The sequence below is a fragment of the Ruminiclostridium josui JCM 17888 genome (assembly GCF_000526495.1).
Taxonomy (GTDB): domain Bacteria; phylum Bacillota; class Clostridia; order Acetivibrionales; family DSM-1351; genus Ruminiclostridium; species Ruminiclostridium josui.
The window spans coordinates 1,745,117-1,767,883 of sequence record NZ_JAGE01000001.1 but is presented as its reverse complement, the minus strand read 5'-3'; the positions used below and the strand labels follow the sequence as shown (position 1 = coordinate 1,767,883).

Annotated in this window: 14 protein-coding genes, 1 tRNA gene and 1 other annotated feature; of the genes, 5 read left to right on the top strand and 10 right to left on the bottom strand. The window is 35.7% G+C overall.

The window, feature by feature from the left end:
- The first annotated feature begins 17 nt into the window (after positions 1-17).
- Positions 18-707, top strand: coding sequence for an L-ribulose-5-phosphate 4-epimerase (araD, locus tag K412_RS0108275; protein ID WP_024832668.1), 690 nt, complete (start codon positions 18-20; stop codon positions 705-707).
- A 191-nt stretch (positions 708-898) separates the two neighbouring features.
- On the opposite strand, the gene K412_RS0108270 is transcribed toward araD, so the two are convergent.
- The 3 genes from K412_RS0108270 to K412_RS0108260 form a co-directional block, all read right to left on the bottom strand.
- Positions 899-1,948, bottom strand: coding sequence for a LacI family DNA-binding transcriptional regulator (locus tag K412_RS0108270; protein WP_024832667.1), 1,050 nt, complete (start codon positions 1,946-1,948; stop codon positions 899-901).
- Positions 1,949-2,126: 178 nt separating this feature from the next.
- Positions 2,127-4,187 carry a sugar-binding protein gene (locus tag K412_RS0108265; RefSeq protein WP_024832666.1) on the bottom strand — a complete coding sequence of 687 codons (2,061 nt, stop codon included), beginning with the start codon at positions 4,185-4,187 and terminating at the stop codon, positions 2,127-2,129.
- Positions 4,188-5,071: 884 nt separating this feature from the next.
- Positions 5,072-6,361, bottom strand: coding sequence for an IS110 family RNA-guided transposase (locus K412_RS0108260; RefSeq protein WP_024832178.1), 1,290 nt, complete (start codon positions 6,359-6,361; stop codon positions 5,072-5,074).
- Positions 6,362-6,832: 471 nt separating this feature from the next.
- Here K412_RS0108260 and K412_RS0108255 point away from each other — a divergent pair, with 471 nt between their 5' ends.
- A complete protein-coding gene (locus K412_RS0108255) occupies positions 6,833-8,065 on the top strand; it encodes an MFS transporter (RefSeq protein WP_242835583.1) in 1,233 nt (410 codons plus the stop codon).
- Positions 8,066-8,090: 25 nt separating this feature from the next.
- On the opposite strand, the gene K412_RS0108250 is transcribed toward K412_RS0108255, so the two are convergent.
- Positions 8,091-9,035 carry a DUF1848 domain-containing protein gene (locus K412_RS0108250; RefSeq protein WP_024832664.1) on the bottom strand — a complete coding sequence of 315 codons (945 nt, stop codon included), beginning with the start codon at positions 9,033-9,035 and terminating at the stop codon, positions 8,091-8,093.
- 73 nt (positions 9,036-9,108) lie between these two features.
- Positions 9,109-9,185, bottom strand: a tRNA-Arg gene (locus K412_RS0108245).
- A gap of 227 nt (positions 9,186-9,412) precedes the next feature.
- Between K412_RS0108245 and pepF the strand changes: the two genes are divergently transcribed.
- The 3 genes from pepF to K412_RS0108230 all read left to right on the top strand — a co-directional run bounded on the left by pepF (position 9,413) and on the right by K412_RS0108230 (position 13,780).
- Positions 9,413-11,218 carry an oligoendopeptidase F gene (pepF, locus tag K412_RS0108240; protein ID WP_024832663.1) on the top strand — a complete coding sequence of 602 codons (1,806 nt, stop codon included), beginning with the start codon at positions 9,413-9,415 and terminating at the stop codon, positions 11,216-11,218.
- A 39-nt stretch (positions 11,219-11,257) separates the two neighbouring features.
- Positions 11,258-12,373 carry an aminopeptidase gene (locus K412_RS0108235; RefSeq protein ID WP_024832662.1) on the top strand — a complete coding sequence of 372 codons (1,116 nt, stop codon included), beginning with the start codon at positions 11,258-11,260 and terminating at the stop codon, positions 12,371-12,373.
- Between the two features lie 177 nt (positions 12,374-12,550).
- On the top strand, positions 12,551-13,780 hold the full coding sequence (locus tag K412_RS0108230) for an IS256 family transposase (protein ID WP_024832661.1): 1,230 nt from the start codon (positions 12,551-12,553) through the stop codon (positions 13,778-13,780).
- 166 nt (positions 13,781-13,946) lie between these two features.
- Here K412_RS0108230 and K412_RS0108225 read toward each other — a convergent pair whose 3' ends face one another.
- The 5 genes from K412_RS0108225 to K412_RS0108200 all read right to left on the bottom strand — a co-directional run bounded on the left by K412_RS0108225 (position 13,947) and on the right by K412_RS0108200 (position 22,753).
- Positions 13,947-17,180 (bottom strand): SNF2 helicase associated domain-containing protein, encoded by a 3,234-nt coding sequence (locus K412_RS0108225; RefSeq protein WP_024832660.1) that lies wholly within the window; start codon positions 17,178-17,180, stop codon positions 13,947-13,949.
- An 86-nt stretch (positions 17,181-17,266) separates the two neighbouring features.
- Positions 17,267-18,256, bottom strand: a complete 990-nt coding sequence (locus K412_RS0108220; protein ID WP_242835580.1) for a sensor histidine kinase — start codon at positions 18,254-18,256, stop codon at positions 17,267-17,269.
- Between the two features lie 675 nt (positions 18,257-18,931).
- On the bottom strand, positions 18,932-19,498 hold the full coding sequence (locus tag K412_RS0108210) for an accessory gene regulator B family protein (RefSeq protein WP_024832658.1): 567 nt from the start codon (positions 19,496-19,498) through the stop codon (positions 18,932-18,934).
- Positions 19,499-19,631: 133 nt separating this feature from the next.
- Positions 19,632-22,076, bottom strand: coding sequence for a leucine--tRNA ligase (leuS, locus tag K412_RS0108205; protein WP_024832657.1), 2,445 nt, complete (start codon positions 22,074-22,076; stop codon positions 19,632-19,634).
- Between the two features lie 64 nt (positions 22,077-22,140).
- Positions 22,141-22,345, bottom strand: a binding site (T-box leader).
- A gap of 63 nt (positions 22,346-22,408) precedes the next feature.
- Positions 22,409-22,753 carry a DUF2304 domain-containing protein gene (locus tag K412_RS0108200; RefSeq protein WP_024832656.1) on the bottom strand — a complete coding sequence of 115 codons (345 nt, stop codon included), beginning with the start codon at positions 22,751-22,753 and terminating at the stop codon, positions 22,409-22,411.
- Between the last annotated feature and the right edge of the window lie 14 nt (positions 22,754-22,767).

Below are 22,767 nucleotides of genomic sequence, written 5' to 3'. Positions count from 1 at the left end.
TTATGAGGTAGAAAAATATGTTGGAACAACTCAAACAGGAAGTGCTGGAAGCAAACTTGGAATTGCCTAAAAAAGGACTCGTAACATATACATGGGGAAATGTAAGCGGTATTGATAGAGAATGCGGACTTATAGCAATAAAACCAAGCGGTGTTGAATATGACGTTATGACCGCTGAAGATATTGTATTAATCGACCTTACAGGTAAAGTGGTGGAAGGTAAATTGAAGCCTTCTTCTGATGCACCCACACATGTTGCTTTGTATAATGCTTTTCCCGAAATAGGAGGTGTAACTCACACTCACTCCAGATGGGCAACTGCTTTTGCACAGGCTGGTATGGGAATTCCTCCTTACGGAACTACTCATGCGGATTACTTTTATGGTGAAATACCATGTACACGAGAAATGACTAAGGATGAGATTGAGAAGGATTATGAAGCAAATACCGGAGCAGTAATTATAGAGGCTTTTAAAGATTTAAATCCTAATTATATTCCTGCTGTACTTGTAAAAAATCATGCACCCTTTACATGGGGGAAAAGTGCAGCTGATGCGGTTCATAATTCTGTTGTCTTAGAAGAAGTAGCTATGATGGCTATTCAGTGCAGACAATTGAATTCTAATGTAACTCCTATGCCGCAAGTGCTGCTAGACAAGCACTTTATGAGAAAGCACGGCCCTAAAGCTTACTACGGGCAAAAATAATATATAATTGTCAGCAAGTGGAAAGGCCCCCAATACGTAAAAAGTATTGGGGTTTTTCTTTAGTAAGTAAACTAAAAGCGAACAAGAATACTACATATACATCTAATGTTACAGTTGTTGAAAACAGAGGAAGGTACTCGGGTAACTCCGCAATGTGGAAATTTACTTATGTTATAAAAAAGAAGTAGGATTTATTTTTGAATAACTGAGTCGGAGTCAGGAAATCCTCCGCAGCTTTCACGAAATATGAAATACGCTTCCTCAAAAATATTATGTGGTTCTTGTATATACCCATTTATCATATCTAGGATAAGCTGCAAGCTCTTTTTTACCATTTTTTGTATTGGTAAATCAATGACAGTCATACTTGGTTTTAAAATTCGGCTGGATACGATATCTGAGCAGCCTATTATTTCTATATCTTCAGGAATACGAACACCATTTTTTTGCAAAACCGAATATACTTCGTGACTATATCCGGAGACAAGTAAAAAAAGTGCGGAGGGAAGAGGCTGAGACCTCAAAAGAGTTTCTGCACTTCTGTATCCGCCTTGGGAGTCATAAGTTTCATGGATAATGTGCTCAGGTAGTACAGTAATTCCGTATTTTTGACATCCATCCAAAAACCCTGTTCTTCTCATACTAAAATTTCTTGATAAAAGATTGGGACATATTAAAGCTGCATTTTTATGACCTCTAGCAGCAAGTAATCGGGATACTTTTTCACCTGTAGCATAATTATCAACACACACGGTGGCATATTTATCATTTTGCCTGTTAAATAGTATTATAGGCATTGTAGAATTTATATTATATAGATAATCAACATCGCGGTCAGAGGCTCCAACAACTATTACCCCGTTAAATAACTGATTTTTAAATATATCTTCCATTTTGCAGATTTCCGAATATTGATAAGGCTTATAAACAACCTCTACATTCAATTTGTCATTTAAAATGCTATTTTGTATTCCATCAAAGAAATTTACTATTAATTCTGATGAATATACAGAAGGCCACAGAATACCAATAATTGCAGCTGAATTCCCTGCAGATTGATTTCTTAAGCGGCGAGCATATATATTTGGCTTATAGCCTAATAATTTTGCTTCTTCCCATACCCGGTTTTGAGTCTTTTCGGAAATGCGCATTTTATCACCACGTCCATTTAGAACAATGGATACAGTACCCGGTGAAAGATTTGTTTTTTCAGCAATTAACTTAATATTTGCATTAGCCATGTTACACTCCTAAGAGATATATATTAACATATTATCATAATGTGTAAGTTAAAGTAAATTAAAAGGATATTTAAGATTAAAGATTGTATTTAAGAAAAAGCACCCTTATTATGGGTGCTTTTTCTTATTTCTTTTTACAACTTATGAATTACATATTAATGAGGAGATATGTAATTTTCTATTTAAATAAATCAGGTAATATATCATAAATATACTGATTTACCCAATTCCAAGCATGTGTGCCGCCATCGCTTACTATGAAATAGAAGTTTCCTTTCTTTGTATCAGAAGAATAAATAAAGGTATCTTTTAATTCCTTCATAGCATCTATCTGCGGCTTCAAGTTAGGATATGCAATGTCCAGGCTGCCTGTTGCACAGAACAAGTAATAATCTTGGGGTGTATAACCGGAATCTTTTGCAACCTTTGCAAGATATTCAGCTGTTAGAGTTGCTTTTTCGCTTCCTGCTTTTTCACCTAATATCCAACAGTCTCCGCTTAATGGCATATAGTATTTGAAATAGTCAAGACAGTGAATGAATGTATACCAGGTTGTTACTGAACCCATAGAGAATCCGCCGAAGGCTCTATGCTCTCTGGAAGCTTTTAAATCTTCTAAAGATGCTGATTTTGCGTATGTATTATACGTAGTTTCTACCAAAGGAACAACATTTTTTATTAATTCTTCATGGAAGAGTGCAGTATCATCTTTTCCACCGTAAAATGTAGGTGTTACAACAATAAGGGGTTCAATATCACCATTTGCAATCATATTGTCTATGATTTTCTTCATTTCTTTATTTTGACCAGGTCCTCCAAAAATAAGGTTCTCATTCTCACCACCGCCGTGCATCAAATATAAAACATTATACTTTTTGCTTTTATCGGAAGCATCATAACCGTAAGGAAGATATACATTCATTTTCTTAAGATCTTTTCCATTTTTTAAATTGTCTGCGTAGTATTCCAAGCTAACAATAGTTCCCTGTTTATCAGCCTCTATTCTATACTTGTCGGGAACTGCTTTAAAGTACTTTTCATTTGCAGCTTCATCTGTGAGAACCAATTTTTCGATTGCTGCTTTTATTGCAGAATATTGAGCATCAATTTGTTTCTGAGTTGCTTTTTTGTCAGCAAGTACTGCTTGAGCGGTTTTAATAGCATCTTTCACTATATTAGGATTTTTGTAAAGTGTGAAATCCATTTTTTGAGTGCTTTCTATTAACTTTATAAGATCATAAGGATTTAATCCGCTAACTGCTCCATTTGCCTTACCTGTAAGCAATATTTCACCAAATTTGGCAGTGTCATTCCATGCGCTTCCTGTAGAATCAAAAACGTTAATAGTACCCAATCTCTCCGTATCTTTTGCTTCGTTAATCTGTAATTCTATTCCCATTACCTTGTTGTTTGCCGGTTTTGTTTTAAATGCAACTCTTGCTTCTACTATATATCCGTCCTTTACTTTAGTTGTAGCCGTGTAGAATCTAGCAATATCTCCGGTATCCACAGATTGTGAATTTTCACAATTAACTCTAAAGTGTAAATCATCAAGACCATATTCTTGAGTCTTATCGTTATTTTCATCCAAGAAGATTTCCATAGAATCTTGCATATATGGTGTATCAGATTTTACGCTTAAGGATTTATCTTTTACTTCTGCAAGTATATATAAAGCATTATCATCCCATAAGGCTTTAAAGGTAGCTTTTGTAGTTATATTAGGTGTTACAAATTTCGGTGTAACTACTTGTGCTTTGCTCCAAGCGCCATCCACTTTACCGTCAATAACGGGTGAGCCAAAATAAGCAACCATTCTTCCTTTTGAATCAAATCCATTTTTATCAACCGGTACTTTTGCTGGTTGTGGGGCAGGTTTAGGAGCTGCCTTTTTAACAACAATTTTTGCCTTTATAGTAGTAGACTTTTTATTTTTTGTTATTTTGCAGGAAATTGTTGCAGTACCAGCTGAGACTGCCTTAACAACCCCTTTCTGAGTTACTGTAGCTATTTTTTTATTACTGCTGCTCCATTGGTAAGTTGCACCTGACTGCTTATTGATAATATCCAAAGTAAAGGTTTGCCCAACTGTCAGTTCCTTAGTTGTTTGCTTAAACGCAGGATTACCTTTTGCGGCAGCTGCAGAGACCCCGGACCAAGAACCGATAAAGTTCGTAAATACCATAGAGAAAACAGCTAGCGCAGTAATAAAGCGCTTTAGTGATTTTTTCTTGCCCATAAAATACTTCCTCCTTTTAAAATGTTTCCATTTCAGCTTTTTGGCTGGGAAAGCGGTAAGTTATAAATTATTGTAAAAATGTTTTTACATTATTACCTTTATTGTGACTGTTGCTTAGTGAACCGTCCGGTTTCTGCGGAATCCGGAAATAAATTTCCAGCAAGTTCAGCGTCAACTATATGGACATCCTGGGCTTTACCATGAGCTGATGCAAAGTTGTAGTAATTTTCATGAGTGTCACTGCTATAAAATTTATGTTGTTTGCATCTCTTTTTTTACTTTGTACTTCAAATTGTTTTAAGACTAAACTCAATTTTATCACTCATCCTAAATTAGATTAGACTCCTGTCGTTCTAAACTGAAAATAGAGTTGGAAGCATTTAGTTAAGAAATTTGCAATATCGTTTTAGCAACCTTATTGCAATTGTATATCATTCCTTTGCAAATGTCAATATATAGAAATAAGTACAATGTTTTAAGGCCAGGTAAGATACATTCAGCTCTTGTGATTGACAGGATATAGAAGTATAACTATAATAATTTTATTGGTAAAACGAAATAGCAAACCTATTATTATTAGAATGTTTTATGAAATAGATTTATTATTTTAATAAATATTAGGGGATTCTTTATCCCGGAATCTTGTATTCATACCCACATTAACATAATACATCCGACAGATAGTTTTCTTAGATGCCGACATTAAATATAAGACCAGCTAATTAAAGTCAAGAGTTTTTAAGAAAAAGCTTTATGAATTTTTGAAAACTCCTGACATAGAAAAAATGCATAACAACAAGACCACCTTTGCGAAGTAGACATAAAATAGCTGGTCTAAAATGAAATACTGATCCTTGAAAACTAAACATCAAGTGCAGGTACTGCTAAGCTGCTATATGCTTTGCTGCTAATATCTGAGCATGTTCCTGAGGACTGCGTAACTGGTACGGTTTTCTGTCCCTTAGAACAGCAAAGATGTAAATGATGATCTTACGCATAACTGCTCCCAAAGCTACCTTCTTAGGTTTACTCTGGCATTTTTGCTTGTAGAATTCAAGTAATACAGGGTTGCAAGCCTCTTTATTCCGCTTAGTTCGGATATTGGCAAGAGCAGTTGTAAAAAGAACCCTGCGAAGTAGCCTGGAACCTCTCTTGGACATTTTATTCCGTGTGCCGGTAAATTCTCCGGATTGCATCACAGAGGGGTCAATGCCAAAGTAAGCAACCAGTTTTCCCGGCTTAGAGAAAGCGGAAAAATCGCCGATTTCTGCTAGAATGGTGGCAGCAGTAAGAAGGCCAATACCTGGCAGGCTCTGAAAAAGTTCAAGAGTTAATGCTAGCATGGGCATATCCTTTGCCATATCTTCAGCGATCAATAGATGAATGGTTTTTAGGACCTTCGCCAAGTTATCTTCCAGAGTTCTGATCATGGATATGTAGACACCCAGCATAGCAATGTTCGAGGAATTATGAACAGTCAAAGGCGCAAACTCTCTGGCTTTGGAGACCAAAAGATTATACTTTGCAGTTGACCACTTAAGGCTTCTGCGAGAATTCTTCTGGATCAGTGCAATCAACTTGTTCCTGTTCGCTTTAAGAATATGCGCAGGCGTAGGATATTTCTCCAATACTGCAAGAGCAGCCTTTGAAAAGATGTTGGGGAATACATCCTTGAAGTTTAACATGAGTTGGTCAACAATACCCGTAAGCCTGTTTTTGTAGGCAGTAAGTTCGTCAGAGAGCTTGTAGTACTGTCGGCAAAGACTTCGCAGGCATTCAATATCCTCATCGGGGATATTAGTAGTTTTAAGCTCCTGAAATCTGTATAGCAGGGCAATTTTCCGGGCATCAGCTTTATCATTTTTCACTTTTCTGATTCCAATATTTTTGATAGAATCAGTCTGGATGGGGTTTATGATGGAGACCTCCAATCCAGCTTTACAAAGTGAATGGAAAAGGATTTTGTGATAGTGCCCGGTGGATTCCATGACGACGAAAGGCCTAGAATCAAAGTCCTTTTCCGTTTTTTTCAGTAATTCAACGACTCTTTCAACGTCAGAACTGGAATCATGGTGGATCTTCATGCGGGCAATCACTTCATTGGATGGAGAAAGAATTGCCATCTCACTGAAGAATTTACCTACATCGATTCCTGCAATAGGTCTGAAATTCATCAAAATGCCTCCTTAAAAAATTAATGGACTTAAAAGCCTCCATTCCTTCTCATGTAAGCAAACAACCTTGCATGTGACACGAGGAACCAGCTAAAAAGCTGGCCTCAACCAGCCAAATCATGTAGACTTACCGGAATGGAAAAATACTCTTTCATACGGGTAATCGGCCCGCCAAGGTCCGTCCCAGGAGGTGAAACACACACCTTCCAAGTCCGGAAGATATTATACATGATTGTCAAAGTTCAGGCCAACAAACGCTGGCATAATGGCTAAGATGTGAAGCCGGATGATGTGCTTGATGTTTGGAAAAGAATAAAATTTGAAGTGTTATGTTAACTATGACTTTTAATGGGTCGAACAGTGGCTTTGGTCACTGATTTAATACAAAATAATTGTACAAGGAGGTATATTCTAATTTTAAAGCATTTAAAAAATGATATATCCTGCACTGAGGAGGTAGTTCCGGTACGAATGTCTTCTTCTGACAATATAAATAATAAGAGTGAAAAAAATATAAGCGTATTGTGGAGCAGAGCTTTTATTTTTTTGATTGCTGTAAGCCTTATAACTGCTACTGGTTTTAATATGGTTTATACCGTCATTTCTAAATATTCAATGGATATTCAGAACTCATTAGCTATGGCAGGTGTGATATCTGGAATTTTTTCTGTTGCGGCACTAGTTATGCGTCCATTTGCGGGAATGATGGCAGATTTTTTTAATAAAAAGTACCTGTGCATTGGGGCAAACGTAGTTATTGGATTATCAGTTATAGGATACTTTTTTTCTTCAAGTATTCCGGTGCTTTTTTTCTTTAGGGTGCTTCATGGAGTTGCCTTTGGTGTCAGTAGTACAGTAAATATTGCTCTTGCTACCAGGTTTATTCCCAAGGAGCGTTTGGGGGAAGGGATAGGCTACTATGGAATTGGGCAGGTAGTGGCATCTATTATTGGGCCCAATTTAGGGATATACGTGGTTGACAAGTACGGGTTCCAGACGTTGTTTATTGTTATTACTTTGTTGTCATTTTTAGGAGCTGCATTGCTGCTGTGTTTAAAGTATCCAGCTGAGGAAAACAAGATGGAAAATGTAAGGGCAAGAAGTAAGCTGACTATTGATGCATTAATTGCTAAAGAGGGTATTATTTATGCCATAATTGGTGGTATGTTTTCTTTTGGAAACGGGGTGGTAAGTTCCTTCTTAATTCTTTTAGGAAAAGAAAGAAACATTGCAAATGTTGGGATATTCTTTTCGGTAGGGGCAGTTGTAGTTTTTCTTTTACGGTTGTTTGTAGGGAGGATAGTTGATAAAACAGGCTTGGCTATAATAGTTAATATTTCACTTATAGTTTCAGCGATTTCCATGGTATTGATAGGAGTTGCACCCACTCTCGGACTGCTGATAGTCGCATCCGTATTAAAATCTATCGGGCAAGGCGGCGGTCAGGTATCACTTCAGTCGGAGAGTATCAAGAGAGTAAGTCCAAGCAGGGTAGGTGTTGCAACCAGTACGTATTATATTGGGGCTGATATAGGGCAGGGATTGGGGCCTATTATTGGGGGAGGAATTTCTCAATATTTTAATTACACTGTAATGTTTATGGTGTGTTCTGTGCTTTTGCTGGTTTCAATGGTAGTTTTCAATGTTTATCAGAGAAAAATAAGATATAGTGTAGATGGCGAAGTTCAACAAACTGCAGAATAAACAGGCTGGGATTAAAATAGCCTTCTTAAGTTTCCCCAATTAGGTTTAATTGAGAATTTATAAAAGATTTTACTTCTCTAATACTTATAATATCATTGGCACTGAGTTTACTACACAACAGTGGTGATTTTGAATCATAGTTATCATAATTCTTTTTGACAGTATTTAAGCTATGATTTGCATAGCAATATTTACAACCATTAAGGCAAGTATTATATAATCCAATATCAATGCTTGCTACACAGCCACATTCTAGCCTTTGATTTTTGTCCTTACCAACTTCTATAGGGCACCCAACAATTTTTGAAATTAGCTTATCATCAATACATTTCGCATGTGTTATACCTAAGTCATTAAGGTTAATATCTTCGGCACATGTATTTATTGATATATTATGATTTTTAGCTATTTTTGAAAAGCTTTCTGCAATAAGTCTTTTTTCAGACAATTGAGCAGGTTGAACTTGAAGGGTTTTAATATTGCTTTTTATTTTACTATAGAAATCTAAAAAGCTGATTGTACACGTTCTTGTATAATTATCTAAATGTTTTGCCAATTTTTCAAAATAATTAATATGGTAATCTAATGTATATTTGTTATTAATAAAAATCGGATCATATCTCCATATAACTTTTTCAGGACCTACTATATCGGATAAAGTTTTAAAAGTTTTAATTATCTCATTATTTTTAGATGGTAAATTTTCTTCAACATCATTACTGTATGAAGTAATAGTAAACTGAAAATAGTAATTATAAGTTTCCAGTTCATTAAGTCTGTTTATAATTGGTTTAGGATTTTTAGTCCAAAAAACAATACAATCTACAACATCTGGTGATAAATTTATTTTGCTGACCTGATGTATATTCATTGGATTTCTGACTAGAACGTATTTTTCTTTTATTCTATTAAAGAACCAATCTGAATAATACGCTGGTATGTCAGTCCTTCTACTTGCACTTACAATCATAATTTCACTTTCTTTCAAAAGGATAATAAAAAACCGCTTATCTGTATTTCTAAAGTTAAGCGGTTTTTTAACTTGGTACGCCCGACACGATTCGAACGTGCGACCTGCGGTTTAGGAAACCGACGCTCTATCCTGCTGAGCTACGGGCGCGTAAACAAATAATTCCTTTTAATAACTATCATAGTATACTAAAAAATTTTCAACATTTCAAGGCTATTTTTATTTAAAATCAGACTGTAAATAAACTTTATATAGGAAATGCATGGAAAAAGATAATAGGTTGTTTTATAATTATTAAATATAGTGAGATATTAAATAATAGAGCTAATATAATAACCAGTAATTCAAACTATATTAGGAAAAACGGAGGTAAAAAAATGGCTTCAGGAAAGACACTTCCAAAGAGAAAAGATATTGAGGATAGGTTTAAATGGAAACTTGAGGATATATACAAGGACACGGATTCGTGGGAAAAGGACTTCAAGACAGTTAAAGAATTAGCAGTACAGATGGGAGACTTCAAGGGCAAGCTTGGGAATAGTGCTGATACACTTCTTGACTGCTTTAAGAAAAGTGATGAATTATTATCCCTTAATGACAAAGTTTTTGTATATGCAAGAATGAAAAGGGATGAGGATAACGGAAATTCAACCTATCAGGCATTGACAGAAAGAGCATCTACACTTGCTACAGAGGTTTATACCGCAATTTCATTTATTATTCCTGAAATGTTGGCAATACCAGAAGAGAAGCTGATGTCCTTTATGAATTCAAATAAAGAGCTTTCTGTGTACATGTTTATGGTACAGGAAAACTTGAGACAAAAAGAGCACATTTTATCTGAGAAGGAAGAACAGATACTTGCACTTTCCACAGAAATATCTGGAACAGCAGGTGATATATTCACCATGTACAATAACGCAGATATAAAATTCCCATATATTCGGGATGAAAAAGGAGAGGAAGTAGAAGTTACAAAGGGCAGATATACTACATTTCTGGAAAGCAGGGACAGAAGAGTTCGCAAAGATGCTTTTGAGGCTGTGTACAGTACTTATACCAAAATGAAAAATACACTGGGTGCGTCACTAACAGGTAATGTAAAGAAAAACAGGTTTTACTCCATTGTGAGAAAATATCCTTCGTCCTTAGAGGCATCATTGGATAACGACAATGTACCCGTAAAAGTATATGATAACCTTATAGAAACAGTAAATAAAAATCTTCATTTGCTGGACAGGTATTTGAAGCTTAGAAAAAAAGTATTAAAGCTGGATGAACTCCATATGTATGATTTATATGTTCCCATGGTTGAAGAATTTGACAAGAAAGTTACCTATGAGGAGGCCAAGAAGCTTGTAGAAGAAGGATTAAAACCACTTGGCCAGGAGTACATCGGATATCTTAAAAAGGGCTTTGATTCAGGCTGGATTGATATTTATGAAAATGATGGTAAAACCAGTGGAGCATATGCATGGGGAGCTTATAAAACGCACCCTTATGTATTGCTTAATTATCAAGACAATATAAATGATGTATATACTCTGGCTCATGAAATGGGACATGCACTCCATTCATATTATACAAACATGACTCAGCCTTATGTATACTCCGAATACAAGATATTTGTAGCAGAGGTTGCATCTACAGTAAATGAGTCTTTGCTTATGAGGTATATGTTATCAAAATCTGAAAGCAAGCAAGAGAAGGCATATTTGCTGAATCACTATCTTGAGGAGTTTAGGGGAACAGTATTCAGACAAACAATGTTCGCAGAATTTGAAAAGATTATACACCAAAAGACAGAACAGGGAGAGGCACTGAATGCACAGGAGCTCTGCGATATTTATTATGACCTGAATAAGAAATACTTCGGAGAATCCGTTAACGTTGACAAGGAAATTGCAATGGAATGGTCAAGAATTCCGCACTTCTACAGCAGTTTCTATGTGTACAAGTATGCTACAGGATTCTCAGCTGCAACTGCAATTGCAGAAAAAATATATAAAGAAGGCAAACCGGCAGTTGATAAATATATAGAGTTCCTTAAAAGCGGAGGTTCCAATTATCCAATAGAACTTTTGAAAATAGCAGGTGTAGACCTTTCATCACCACAACCTATCCAGGATGCATTAAACGTATTTGAAAAAACTCTGGAAGAACTGGAGCAGCTTTTAGTATAATATACACTAATTAACATAAAACAAACGGAGGCTATAGTAATGAACGATCCACGTATAGAAAAACTGGCATATAATTTGATTAACTACTCATGTGAGCTAAAAAAAGGTGAGAAAATTCTTATTGAGAATATCGGTAACGAAGTTCCACTGTCAAGAGCATTAATCCGTGAAGTATATAAGGTGGGAGCAATTCCATACCTTACAATAAAGAATCCCGAACTGGAAAGAGTACTCCTTGAACAGTGTACAGAGGAGCAAGTGAAAGATATGGCTCGGTATGAATTAGCAAGAATGAAAGACATGGATGCGTATATTGGTATCAGGTCAGGGGATAATGTAAGCGAAAAGGCTTCGGTTCCCTCTGACAAAATGAAAATATACATGTCACTGTTTTCAAAGCCTGTACACTCTGAACAGCGTGTTGAACACACAAAATGGTGTGTAATGAGATATCCAACTCATTCAATGGCACAGCTTGCAAATACTCCAACAGAATATTTTGAAGATTTTTACTTTAATGTATGCAATTTGGATTATGCAAAAATGTCAAAAGCAATGGATCCACTTGTAAAACTTATGGAAGCTACTGACAAAGTAAGAATTACAGGTAAAGGGACAGACTTGACGTTCTCAATAAAAGGACTGCCTGCAATAAAGTGTGATGGTAAGATGAATATACCAGACGGAGAGGTATTTACAGCACCAGTTAAAGACTCAGTAAATGGCGTAATATCCTACAACTGTCCTGCAGTATATCAGGGTGTTACTTTTGAGAACATCCGCCTTGAATTTAAGGATGGAAAGATTATTAAAGCTACCGCAAATGACACTGAGCGAATAAATGAAATTTTTGATACTGATGAAGCAGCAAGATACGTTGGAGAGTTTGCAATAGGAGTTAATCCTTATATTGAAACTCCAATGAAGGATACCCTCTTTGACGAAAAGATAAGAGGAAGTATACACTTTACACCTGGAAGCTGTTATGATGAGTGTCCAAATGGAAATAAGTCTTCAATTCACTGGGATCTTGTATTTATTCAGAGGCCTGAATATGGCGGAGGAGAAATATGGTTTGATGATAAGCTTATAAGAAAAGATGGGCTTTTTGTACCAGAAGAACTACAGGGACTAAATCCTGACAATTTGAAATAAAAACTGTATTTATATAGACAAAGGGCTGTTGCAAGACGGAAAGCTTCTTTTTAATATCTGTATTTTCGTATAAATTGTATAAAAATAAGTAATCGCTGATACAATGAGCTTGTGAAATAAAGTCTGTAAATTAGAAAATTATGACCAGCTTTCTATGATCATAGGAGGCTGTTTTTTATGGCAAGAAGAAAAAGAGAACAAATGAGTGAAGGCAAAAGGAACATTATCGCAGGATTACTTCAGGAGTATGATATTAAGTCAGCCGAGGATATTCAAGATGCATTGAAAGATCTACTCGGAGACACTATTCAGCAAATGCTTGAGGCTGAAATGGATAATCACTTGGGATATGAGCTTTATGAACGTAGTGATAGCCCCAACTCCCGCAACGGTAAAAAAAGTAAAACTATCCGTAGCAAATATGGAGAAATGGACATTGATGTTCCTCAGGATCGTGAAAGTTCATTTGAGCCGAAAATCGTTAAGAAGCGTCAGAAAGATATTTCTGGAATTGACGATAAAATCATATCAATGTATGCCAAGGGCATGACTACACGGCAGATATCTGAGCAGATAGAAGATATTTATGGTTTTGAAATTAGTGAAGGAATGGTCTCTGATATTACTGATCGTTTGTTACCGGAGATTGAGCAATGGCAACAACGTCCACTAGAAACTATTTATCCCATCATATACATAGATGCCGTACATTTCTCTGTCAGGGACAATAACGTTATTAAGAAGCTCGCAGCCTATATTATTCTCGGCATAAGCGAAAATGGTAAAAAAGAGGTATTATCGATTCAAGTTGGTGAAAACGAAAGCAGCAAGTATTGGCTTAGTGTATTAAATGAACTTAAGAATCGTGGAGTTAAGGATATTCTAATCATCTGTGCTGACGGCCTTACGGGAATTAAGGAATCAATAGGAGTAGCCTTTCCAAATACGGAATATCAGCGCTGTATTGTACATCAAGTACGAAATACCCTAAAGTATGTAGCGGACAAAGACAAGAAAGAATTTGCTGAAGATCTGAAGAAGATATATCATGCCCCTTCAGAAGAAACCGGCTTAAATCGCCTGGAGGAAGTTTCTGAGAAATGGGGCGAAAAATATCCTAACGCAATGAGAAGCTGGCAGAAAAACTGGGATGCCATCAGCCCTATATTCAAATTTTCTGCAGATGTCCGTAAGGTCATATACACTACAAATGCTATAGAAAGCCTAAATAGTACATATCGTCGTTTGAACAGCCAACGGAGTGTTTTCCCGAGCGGAACAGCCCTGCTGAAATCCCTGTATCTGGCAACCTTTGAGGCCACGAAAAAGTGGACAAATCAGCTCAGAAACTGGGGTAAGGTATATGGAGAACTGTCGATCATGTACGAAGGCAGATTACCAGAATAAACGATAAATGGCATATCAACAACCCAACAGAGGGTGTACTTGACATGCCATTCTTTAATTATTATATTTATTAATAAAGAGAACTCCATTTATATTATGGGTGACTCATCAAAAATTATCATAGAAAGCTGTATTTACAGAAAAACCTTCACACACTCCTATATTTTTACATCTCGAAAAGCTCTTCTAATTCTTCTTTAGTCATTTTAGTAATAAGTGTTTCCCCGGATTGGATAACTGCATCAACCAACTGTTTTTTCTTATCCTTAAGTCGTAATATTTTTTCTTCTATTGTACCGTGTGTAACCAATTTCATTACATGGACGGTCTTTAGTTGACCTATGCGGTAAGCACGGTCAGTTGCCTGGTCTTCTACAGCTGGATTCCACCACGGGTCATAGTGAATAACTGTATCTGCACCTGTGAGATTAAGACCAGTTCCTCCCGACTTTAAGGACAGAAGGAAAATTTGGCCTTGCCCGTTATTAAAGTTTTTAACCATTTTTAATCTTTCTTCAGCAGGAGTTGACCCATCAAGGTACAAATAGTCTATTCCATCTTCTTGCAGCCATTGCTTTATAATTGCCAACATTGATGTAAACTGCGAGAATAGAAGTATCCTGTGTCCAGAGGTAAGTGAGTCTACTACTATTTCTTTAAGCAACAGCAGCTTACCGCTATCACCATCATAGTTGTCTACAAATAGAGAGGGGTGGCAGCATAGCTGTCTTAATCGGGTAAGTACGGATAAAATCTTTATTTGACTCCGTTCATAGCCATTTTCGTTTATTTCTTTAAAAATATCTCCTTTGGCTTGTTCAAGGTAAGCAACATAAAGCTTTTTCTGTTCCTCAGTAAGGTCTGCCTTAATGATATGCTCAATTTTTTCGGGTAATTCCTTAAGAACATCCTGTTTAAGCCTTCTGAGAATAAAAGGTTTTAATTGCTTGCTCAGAGAAGTTAATGCTGTACGGTCTCCCTTTGAAATAGGTGATTCGAACTTTTCAACAAATTTCCCATGTGATCTTAGATATCCTGGTAAAATAAAATCAAAAACTGACCACAATTCCGTAAGATTATTTTCCATAGGGGTTCCTGTAAGTGCGAACCTGTGTTGAGATACAAGCTGTTTTACGGCTTTAGCTGCCTGAGAGCTCGGATTTTTAATGTGCTGAGCTTCGTCCAGTATACAATATCTGAACAAATAATCTTTGTAGTTGTCAATATCACGTCTGATAAGAGCATAAGATGTGACTATTACATCGGAGTTGGCGCCTTCTTTTATTAGTTCCTCACGTTCTGTTTTGTTTCCAACAACAGCAGTTATTTTCAAATCCGGTGCAAATTTTTCAACTTCCGAGCACCAGTTGTAAATAAGGGATGTAGGAACAATAACAATAGATGTCCCATGTCCTGAAACATTTTTATCATACTGGAGTAAAGTAATAATCTGTAAGGTTTTTCCTAAACCCATATCGTCAGCAAGGATTCCTCCAAGACCGTATGTGGACAGAGTTTTGAGCCATTTGAATCCAAGCTTTTGATAATTCCTTAGAGTTCCTTTAAGGGTTTCGGGAATTTGAAATTCAGTCTCGGAGGGTTCGTGAATGTCATGAACTAAATCTTTAAAGGCCTTATTGCGTTCAAAGAACTTCATTCCATTTTCTTTAAGCATACCGTCTATAAAAAACGCTCTGTACATTGGTAGTTGAACAAGCTCATTATCTAAGTCTTCCCAAGTCAGATCAAGTTGATCTATTATTTCAGACATAGTTATAAGGCCCTCTGAATCGAGAGGAAGAAACGCTCCATTTTTTAAACGGAAATACTTCTTCTTTTCTCTTACATTTTGGAATATGGACGATAGCTCAGCACGGTCTATACCTTCCATATCAAAACTGAACTCGAGAAAATTATTCAGTGTATTTAGTCTTAAAAATCCAGAAAATGAAGGAAGCCTTCTTATGGTCATTGCTTTAAAGCTATCGGAATAAAATATTTGTGCATACTCCTGTAGTTTAGGAATAATTGTATTTACAAAATCAAATATCTTTTCTTCCTCATCCAAATATATTCTGTTACCGTTAACTTTAAAATCACTTTCCCCAAGTATGTCAATAATAATTCTCTCTTTTTCCATGTTCCGTACAAGAATTTTGCCGGTAGGGACCTGATTTTCAAAGGCAGAGAATGGATTTATTATACGATCTCCATATTTAAATTTAACATCAGCAGTTATAATATCTTCAAACTTGTCCAGATATATTTCAGGCTCTAAGTCCACTCGCAGAACCATTTCCTGAACATTTTCATCTATGTATATCTGTCCAGTTTTTTCAACATAAGGAAGTACCTCTGAAAAGAAACGTTCCTTATCTTTTTCTATAAAGGTTATTCTATTAGTATTTTCCTGCTGCATATAGTTAAAAAAGGGTTTAAAGTATTCTCTTTGGGCTTCTGACACCCTATAAACAGTTTCACCGTGTAAAAAATATTCAAAGTCAGAGGTTATCTGGTAAAGAGGCAGTTTTGTATTTATATTTAAATCGATAGATGAAGCATTTCCGGTCAATGAGAACTCCAAAGGGATATTCTCATTTTGTATTAAAACGTTTTTAATTTTTATATTATTATTTATTATATTAAAAGGGATATCTTGTAAAAGCTGAAGAAGCCTTTTAAGAGCTGCTTCGGATAGAAAAATATCTTTATCTATAAATGTACTATTCTTACTTGAATCACCTATAAAATAGTATAATAGATTCTCGTTCTGCAATAATTCCTGAAGATATGAAATAACAGGCTTATCGCTCTCTTTAAAGTCGTGTATCACAGGGTCAAAGGTAAAACCTTTCCCAAATACAATTTCATTACCGGTTTTAAGACTTTCCAACAGCTGACGTATATTTCTCACCACGTAAAGTCTGTCAGTGCCTATACGAAGAGATAGGGAGGCAAGGGGTCCCTTTTTGGTAATAGAAAACCGTCTACCAATAAATTCAAGATTAAATTCAACATTAACTGGAATCTTTACACTTGAGCTTTTATCTGAAAAAAATTGAAAAATATCTTTTGCTGCTTTCTTGTGGACAATAGAATTAAAAAAACCCTGCTCATCCTTTTCCTTAACTAAGAAAAGAACTGCGGCAATGTGCTTACATCCTTTTCCTGTCTTTTCATAATCCGAGCAAGTACATAAAAAATCGGTAAGACCACCGGACTTGGTAAACCGTACTTGTACATTATACGGGCGAGTCCCTAAAACTGTTGCGTCAAACAACAGCATTTCCTGATTAAAGGACAAGGATTTGATACGTTTATCTCTGAAATAGTCCATGCCCTTCTTATATCTCATAGGTGTAGACAAGTAATATATAGTGTCTTTAGAAATTTTAAACATCATTTTCTCCAAAGTATAATAAAATAAGCTATCATATTATTATAACCAATTTGAAGAAGAATGTGTAGTTTTTACATAAATAACGGTCAACTTACCTGATTATTTACTTTTAGAGATATAAGGAATTCTGTGAGTTCTTCGTTACTGTTAATATGGATACTGCCTCCACATTTATCTATCTGTGATCGTACTATACTAAGTCCGAATCCGCGTTTTTTGGACGTATTCTCTTTAGTTGAATACCCTGCACTAAAAATTTTCTTAATAATTGCTTCGGGAATCATTGGACCGTTGTTGGAAATAGACATATAGTAAGTATCATTTTCAATATATGTTTCAAGTCGTATAAACTTTTTTTCTTTATCTATTTCTACTATAGATTCATAAGCATTATCAATAATGTTAGAGATAACAGTTACAGCAGTATCCTCATCTATTACTGCACTTGATAAGGGTTCTTCAAAGTCAATAAAAATTTCTATATCTTTTTTTATGGCGTTATTATATTTTACACTTATAATGGCGTCAACAAAGTCGTTACCTGAACATACATTTATATTCATGGCTTCACTGTTATTGGCATAATTGTTTATATATTGCTTGACTTTATCGCTTAAATCAGGCCTGTTTAAGGTACAAAGGCCATAAATAGTATTTAAATGGTTTTTATACTCGTGTCTTTCTTTAGCCACCATTTCGTTAAATGCTATTAACTGATAAACATTTTCTTTTTTCAGTTCATTCGCATATTGAAGAATTTCAAGCTTTGAACCTTCTCGAAAGGCAGAGATCATTGAAATAATCAAAACTATGTATATAACAAAGGTAAAAATATTATATAGAAGTAGATTTTGAGGGTCTCTGGAAATATAAATATTTGTTCCTATCATAAAGAATAGTACTGCAAAAATCATTATAAGAGTCTGCTTGTATCTGGACTGATAGGGATTTCCGTCCTTCAACCAGGAAAATCCTTCGTGGGACTTGTATAATATTAATACAATAGTACTTTGAATCAGCTTTGCAATAGTACCTAATATTAGCAGTATTTCTTTATTTTGAATCAATTCTGACATTGGCTTGCCTAAGATGGTCGTACATGCCAGACCAATGAGACTTTCTATAATAGCTATTCCCAAAAAAATAATTAGAACTTTGACAAAACTTTTTAAGAGAGTTCCGTTAAGTATATAATTTAGAATAAAACATGTAAGGGATGCAATTAAAATTGAATGCAGCCCTGACGGCAAAAACTTGGTAATCCAGTACGTATATATTGTATAAATACATACAAAGCAGGCAATCCGTATATAATTATTTTTTATGAATTTACGCTGGCCTGACAGAAGATAAAAAGCTAATATAAAAATAAATCCTTCAACAACAGTCAATAACAGTAAAAAAGACCTTATATGCAACATACACACCAATTTACACATCCTTCCAGAGGACGATTATCCCATCTTTAACTTAAAATGTAAAAACAAAGAAACACTCTAATAATTTGAGGAAAACTCTAATTATTAGAGCAAAATTCCAAAGAAATCAATTCATCAAATTACTTTTCGGGTTGATATAACCATAGTATTTTAGAAGCTGCCCCGGTAATCAAACCTGTAACTATTAATGATACTTTCCCAACTGTTTTTAGTAAATTTTTTTTCATCAAAGTCACTCCTTAAAAAAATTATAATTATCAACTTAATATTCTAACATTCTACAGGAAAAGTCAATATATTTTACAAAATATATTACATTTTATGCAAATATTTGATAATTAGTAGTTGATATATAGATAGTACATAAACTTCTATAACAGACCAGGTAATTATGTTACCGGGCAAATAGAAACAGTCTAACAGTAGAAGTAAAACTGTAATTGCTCCTGTTAAAATCCCTGTTCTTTTCCGGTCTTCTTTTTTTTGATTGTCTTTGACAGGTGTAATTAAAAACCCCAGAATCGGAAGTAATACAATAAGCACCAACTGTATGTAGAAGGGGATTATAATTATTTTACCTGCGAATATAGCTATTACCATGGTCAGAAATGACATTATAATGCATACAAACTCACTTTTAAAATGATAACCTCCAAGAAAGGGCCGAATCAGAAGAAAAGCAATAAACGCTAATACAAATTCCTTTGTCAGAGAGAAAACAGTAAATATTAATAAGTATAGAAGGGTTTTATACAAATCTGAAAAGATACATACCAGTCCGTAACGAATATTGCTAATCTCCGTCTCTGTGTACTGCCCATTCCTTGTGACTGAATCAGCTACTTTGTATGCTAGCTTTCTATAAAAAGTAATATTCATAATTATGCTCTCCGTCCATGAAATTATCAGTTAATATTATCATATTATGAGAGCATTTTACAGTAAATATCAAAAAAATACAATAAGAGACAATCTGGTAGGGGAATATCTCTTATTGCATTTTAAATTATTATTATTTAGCAACAATATTAACAAGTCTTCCTTTTACTACTATAACTTTCTTAATTTCTTTTTCATCAAGGAAAGGTTTTATTTTTTCATCAGCTAAAGCAGCGGCCTCTGCTTCACTATTGTCAGCATCAGCGGAAATTACTATTTTACCCCTGACTGTACCATTAACCTGCACGGCCAATTCTATAGTGTCTTTAACTAATGCATTTTCATCAAATTCAGGCCATTTCTGATTGAATATGGAATATTCATAGCCCAACTGTTCCCACATTTCCTCAGCAAAATGAGGTGCAAAAGGAGAAACAAGCTTTACTAAGTCTTTAATGGTATCCTCAAAAAGATTTATATTCTTAACTTTGACTTCTGCATCATACTTGTAAAGTGCATTTACCAGTTCCATACAACGTGATATTGCAGTGTTGAACTGGAATCTATCGGTGTCCTGAGTGGCTCCTTTTATAGCCGTATGACGTACGAAGTTAAGTTCTTTGTCATCTTTATCAACATCAGTTCTTGATGGATTTGACTTTTGCTCTGCAAGACTTTCAACAAGCCGTTCTATTCTGCTTGCAAATCTTGAAATAGCTTTTATTCCATCGTCGCTCCATGGGCCACCGTCAACGTAATTAAAACCAAAGCCAAGATACATTCTGAATATATCTGAACCGTACTTTCTTACATAATCATCAGGAGAAATGGTATTTCCTCTGGATTTACTCATTCTGTTTCCATCCGGACCAAGTATTGTACCCTGATGTACAAGTGATAGGAATGGTTCGTCAAAGTTCAGGAAGCCCAGGTCCCTCAATGCCTTGGTTATAAATCGTGCATATAGCAAATGCATTGCGGCATGTTCAGCACCGCCTACATACTTGTCAACGGGAAGCATCTTGTTTATCCATTCAGTGTCAAATGGCTTATCAGTGTTCTGGCTGTCAGGATATCTGAGATAGTACCATGACGAGCAAACAAATGTATCCAGTGTATCTGGATCTCTCTTAGCCGGAGCACCGCATTTCGGACAAACGGTATTCATAAACTCCTGACTCTTTTTAAGAGGGGATTCTCCGTCAGGTTTAAACTCAACGTTGTAAGGAAGAGCAACAGGCAGTTGTTCTTCCGGAACTGGAACTTCACCACAGTGTTCACAGTAAACTATTGGAATAGGAGCACCCCAGTACCTTTGTCTTGAAACAAGCCAGTCTCTCAATCTGTAGTTTATTTTTAAACTTCCTTTGCCGTCTGCTTCCAGCTTCTTTATTATAGCAGTTCTTGCCTCTGCTGAGGATACACCGTCAAATTCTGCACTATTAACCAGAACGCCATATTCGCAGAATGGAAGCTCGTCATTTGAACCGTCAGCACTTTTTATAACCCTCTTAATAGGCAGGTTATATTTCTTTGCAAATTCAAAGTCACGTTCATCATGGGACGGAACAGCCATTACACATCCAGTACCATAGCTTGCAAGAACATAATCTGCAATCCACACAGGCACTTTTTCTCCTGTGATAGGGTGAATTGCATAACTGCCGGTAAATACACCGGTTTTTTCTTTGGTTGTTGAAAGTCTTTCTATTTCAGTCTGCTTCTTTGTATCGTTTTTATACTTTTCAACTGCTTCAGAATATTCTGGTTTTGTTATTTTTTCAACTATAGGATTTTCAGGCGCCAAAACAACATATGTTACGCCATAAAGAGTATCGGCTCTGGTGGTAAACACTTGGAACTCAATGTCTGTGTCGGCGATTTTAAAAGATATCTCAGCACCTTCTGAACGTCCTATCCAGTTTGTCTGAATCTTTTTTGTTTTTTCAGGCCAGTCAATGGTATCCAGCTTGTCCAGAAGTTCCTGTGCGTAAGCGGTAATTTTAAAGAACCATTGAGTAAGGTCACGCTTTGTTACTTCTGTATCACATCTTTCACAGCATCCGTCAACGACCTGTTCATTTGCGAGAACTGTGTTACACTTGGGGCACCAGTTAACAGGTGCATTTTTTCTATATGCAAGGCCTGACTTATACAATTGAAGGAACAACCACTGTGTCCATTTATAATAGTCGGGCATACAGGTTTTTATTTCATAATTCCAATCAAAGGTAGCACCCATTTCCTTGAGCTGACCTTCCATAGTCTCTATATTTTTAAGAGTAGAGTCTTGTGGATGAATACCTGTTTTAATTGCGTAATTTTCCGCAGGAAGTCCGAAAGCATCAAATCCCATTGGGTGGAACACATTGTAACCCTGCATTCTTTTCATTCTGGCCCAGGAATCAGTCAAACCGTAATTGTACCAATGTCCTACATGAAGGTTGGCGCCTGATGGGTATGAAAACATTTCCAGACAGTATAGTTTTTTGTCGGTGTTTTCGGGATTGAACTTGTAGATATCTGTCTCTGCCCATTTACTTTGCCACTTCCTATCTATATCTGCTGAGTATGGCATTTTATCAACTCCTTTATATTATTTAATATCGATATCAATAACTTATAAAAACCCGTCTCTTAGTAAAAGAGACGGGTTAATCCGCGGTACCACTCTTGTTAGCCTTGGAGGCTCACTCAAAAGTCCTGTAACGAAAGACCTACGGCTGAATTTTTATATCAGCAGCTCCACGGCGAGTTCAAAGAACGTAATCAGCTACAATTTCACCCAATATGCAGCTCTCTTTAGTGACTAAATTTTCCTTTACTACTCCGCTTCATAACTTTAATAAGTAATTAAATAAATAATTTACAGTACAATCTATATTAGCTTATCATAATAGTTCGATTATTTCAACTTTTTTCACGGTTTTGGTTCTCCATCAAGGCAATGTACTGTGCCATATTTTTAACCTTGTTGGTTTGTTTGGAGATAGTTATGGTAAGGTTAAGGTTTATACCTAGCTCAAATAAAATAAGTACAAGAAATACTGCATTTGCAGGTTCGATTATTCCTATAAGGCTTGCAAACCAATCAGTGATAGCAGGGAAAGCAGCAATTATTATAAACATTACAGAAGATACAATCCAAAGAATACTGTACTTGAGTTCCAATTTGGTTTTCTGAACCATTTTAAGAATTGTTGTAAGCAAAATAAATCCTATAAGAAGAATACTTATCTGTAATCGTACGTTCATATTTTTACCTTCCG

Coding starts and splice junctions, on each gene's coding strand:
- araD (WP_024832668.1), top strand. CDS start 18: ATGTTGGAACAACTCAAACAGGAAGTGCTGGAAGCAAACTTGGAATTG.
- K412_RS0108270 (WP_024832667.1), bottom strand. CDS start 1,948: ATGGCTAATGCAAATATTAAGTTAATTGCTGAAAAAACAAATCTTTCA.
- K412_RS0108265 (WP_024832666.1), bottom strand. CDS start 4,187: ATGGGCAAGAAAAAATCACTAAAGCGCTTTATTACTGCGCTAGCTGTT.
- K412_RS0108260 (WP_024832178.1), bottom strand. CDS start 6,361: ATGAATTTCAGACCTATTGCAGGAATCGATGTAGGTAAATTCTTCAGT.
- K412_RS0108255 (WP_242835583.1), top strand. CDS start 6,833: ATGTCTTCTTCTGACAATATAAATAATAAGAGTGAAAAAAATATAAGC.
- K412_RS0108250 (WP_024832664.1), bottom strand. CDS start 9,035: ATGATTGTAAGTGCAAGTAGAAGGACTGACATACCAGCGTATTATTCA.
- pepF (WP_024832663.1), top strand. CDS start 9,413: ATGGCTTCAGGAAAGACACTTCCAAAGAGAAAAGATATTGAGGATAGG.
- K412_RS0108235 (WP_024832662.1), top strand. CDS start 11,258: ATGAACGATCCACGTATAGAAAAACTGGCATATAATTTGATTAACTAC.
- K412_RS0108230 (WP_024832661.1), top strand. CDS start 12,551: ATGGCAAGAAGAAAAAGAGAACAAATGAGTGAAGGCAAAAGGAACATT.
- K412_RS0108225 (WP_024832660.1), bottom strand. CDS start 17,180: ATGTTTAAAATTTCTAAAGACACTATATATTACTTGTCTACACCTATG.
- K412_RS0108220 (WP_242835580.1), bottom strand. CDS start 18,256: ATGTCAGAATTGATTCAAAATAAAGAAATACTGCTAATATTAGGTACT.
- K412_RS0108210 (WP_024832658.1), bottom strand. CDS start 19,498: ATGAATATTACTTTTTATAGAAAGCTAGCATACAAAGTAGCTGATTCA.
- leuS (WP_024832657.1), bottom strand. CDS start 22,076: ATGCCATACTCAGCAGATATAGATAGGAAGTGGCAAAGTAAATGGGCA.
- K412_RS0108200 (WP_024832656.1), bottom strand. CDS start 22,753: ATGAACGTACGATTACAGATAAGTATTCTTCTTATAGGATTTATTTTG.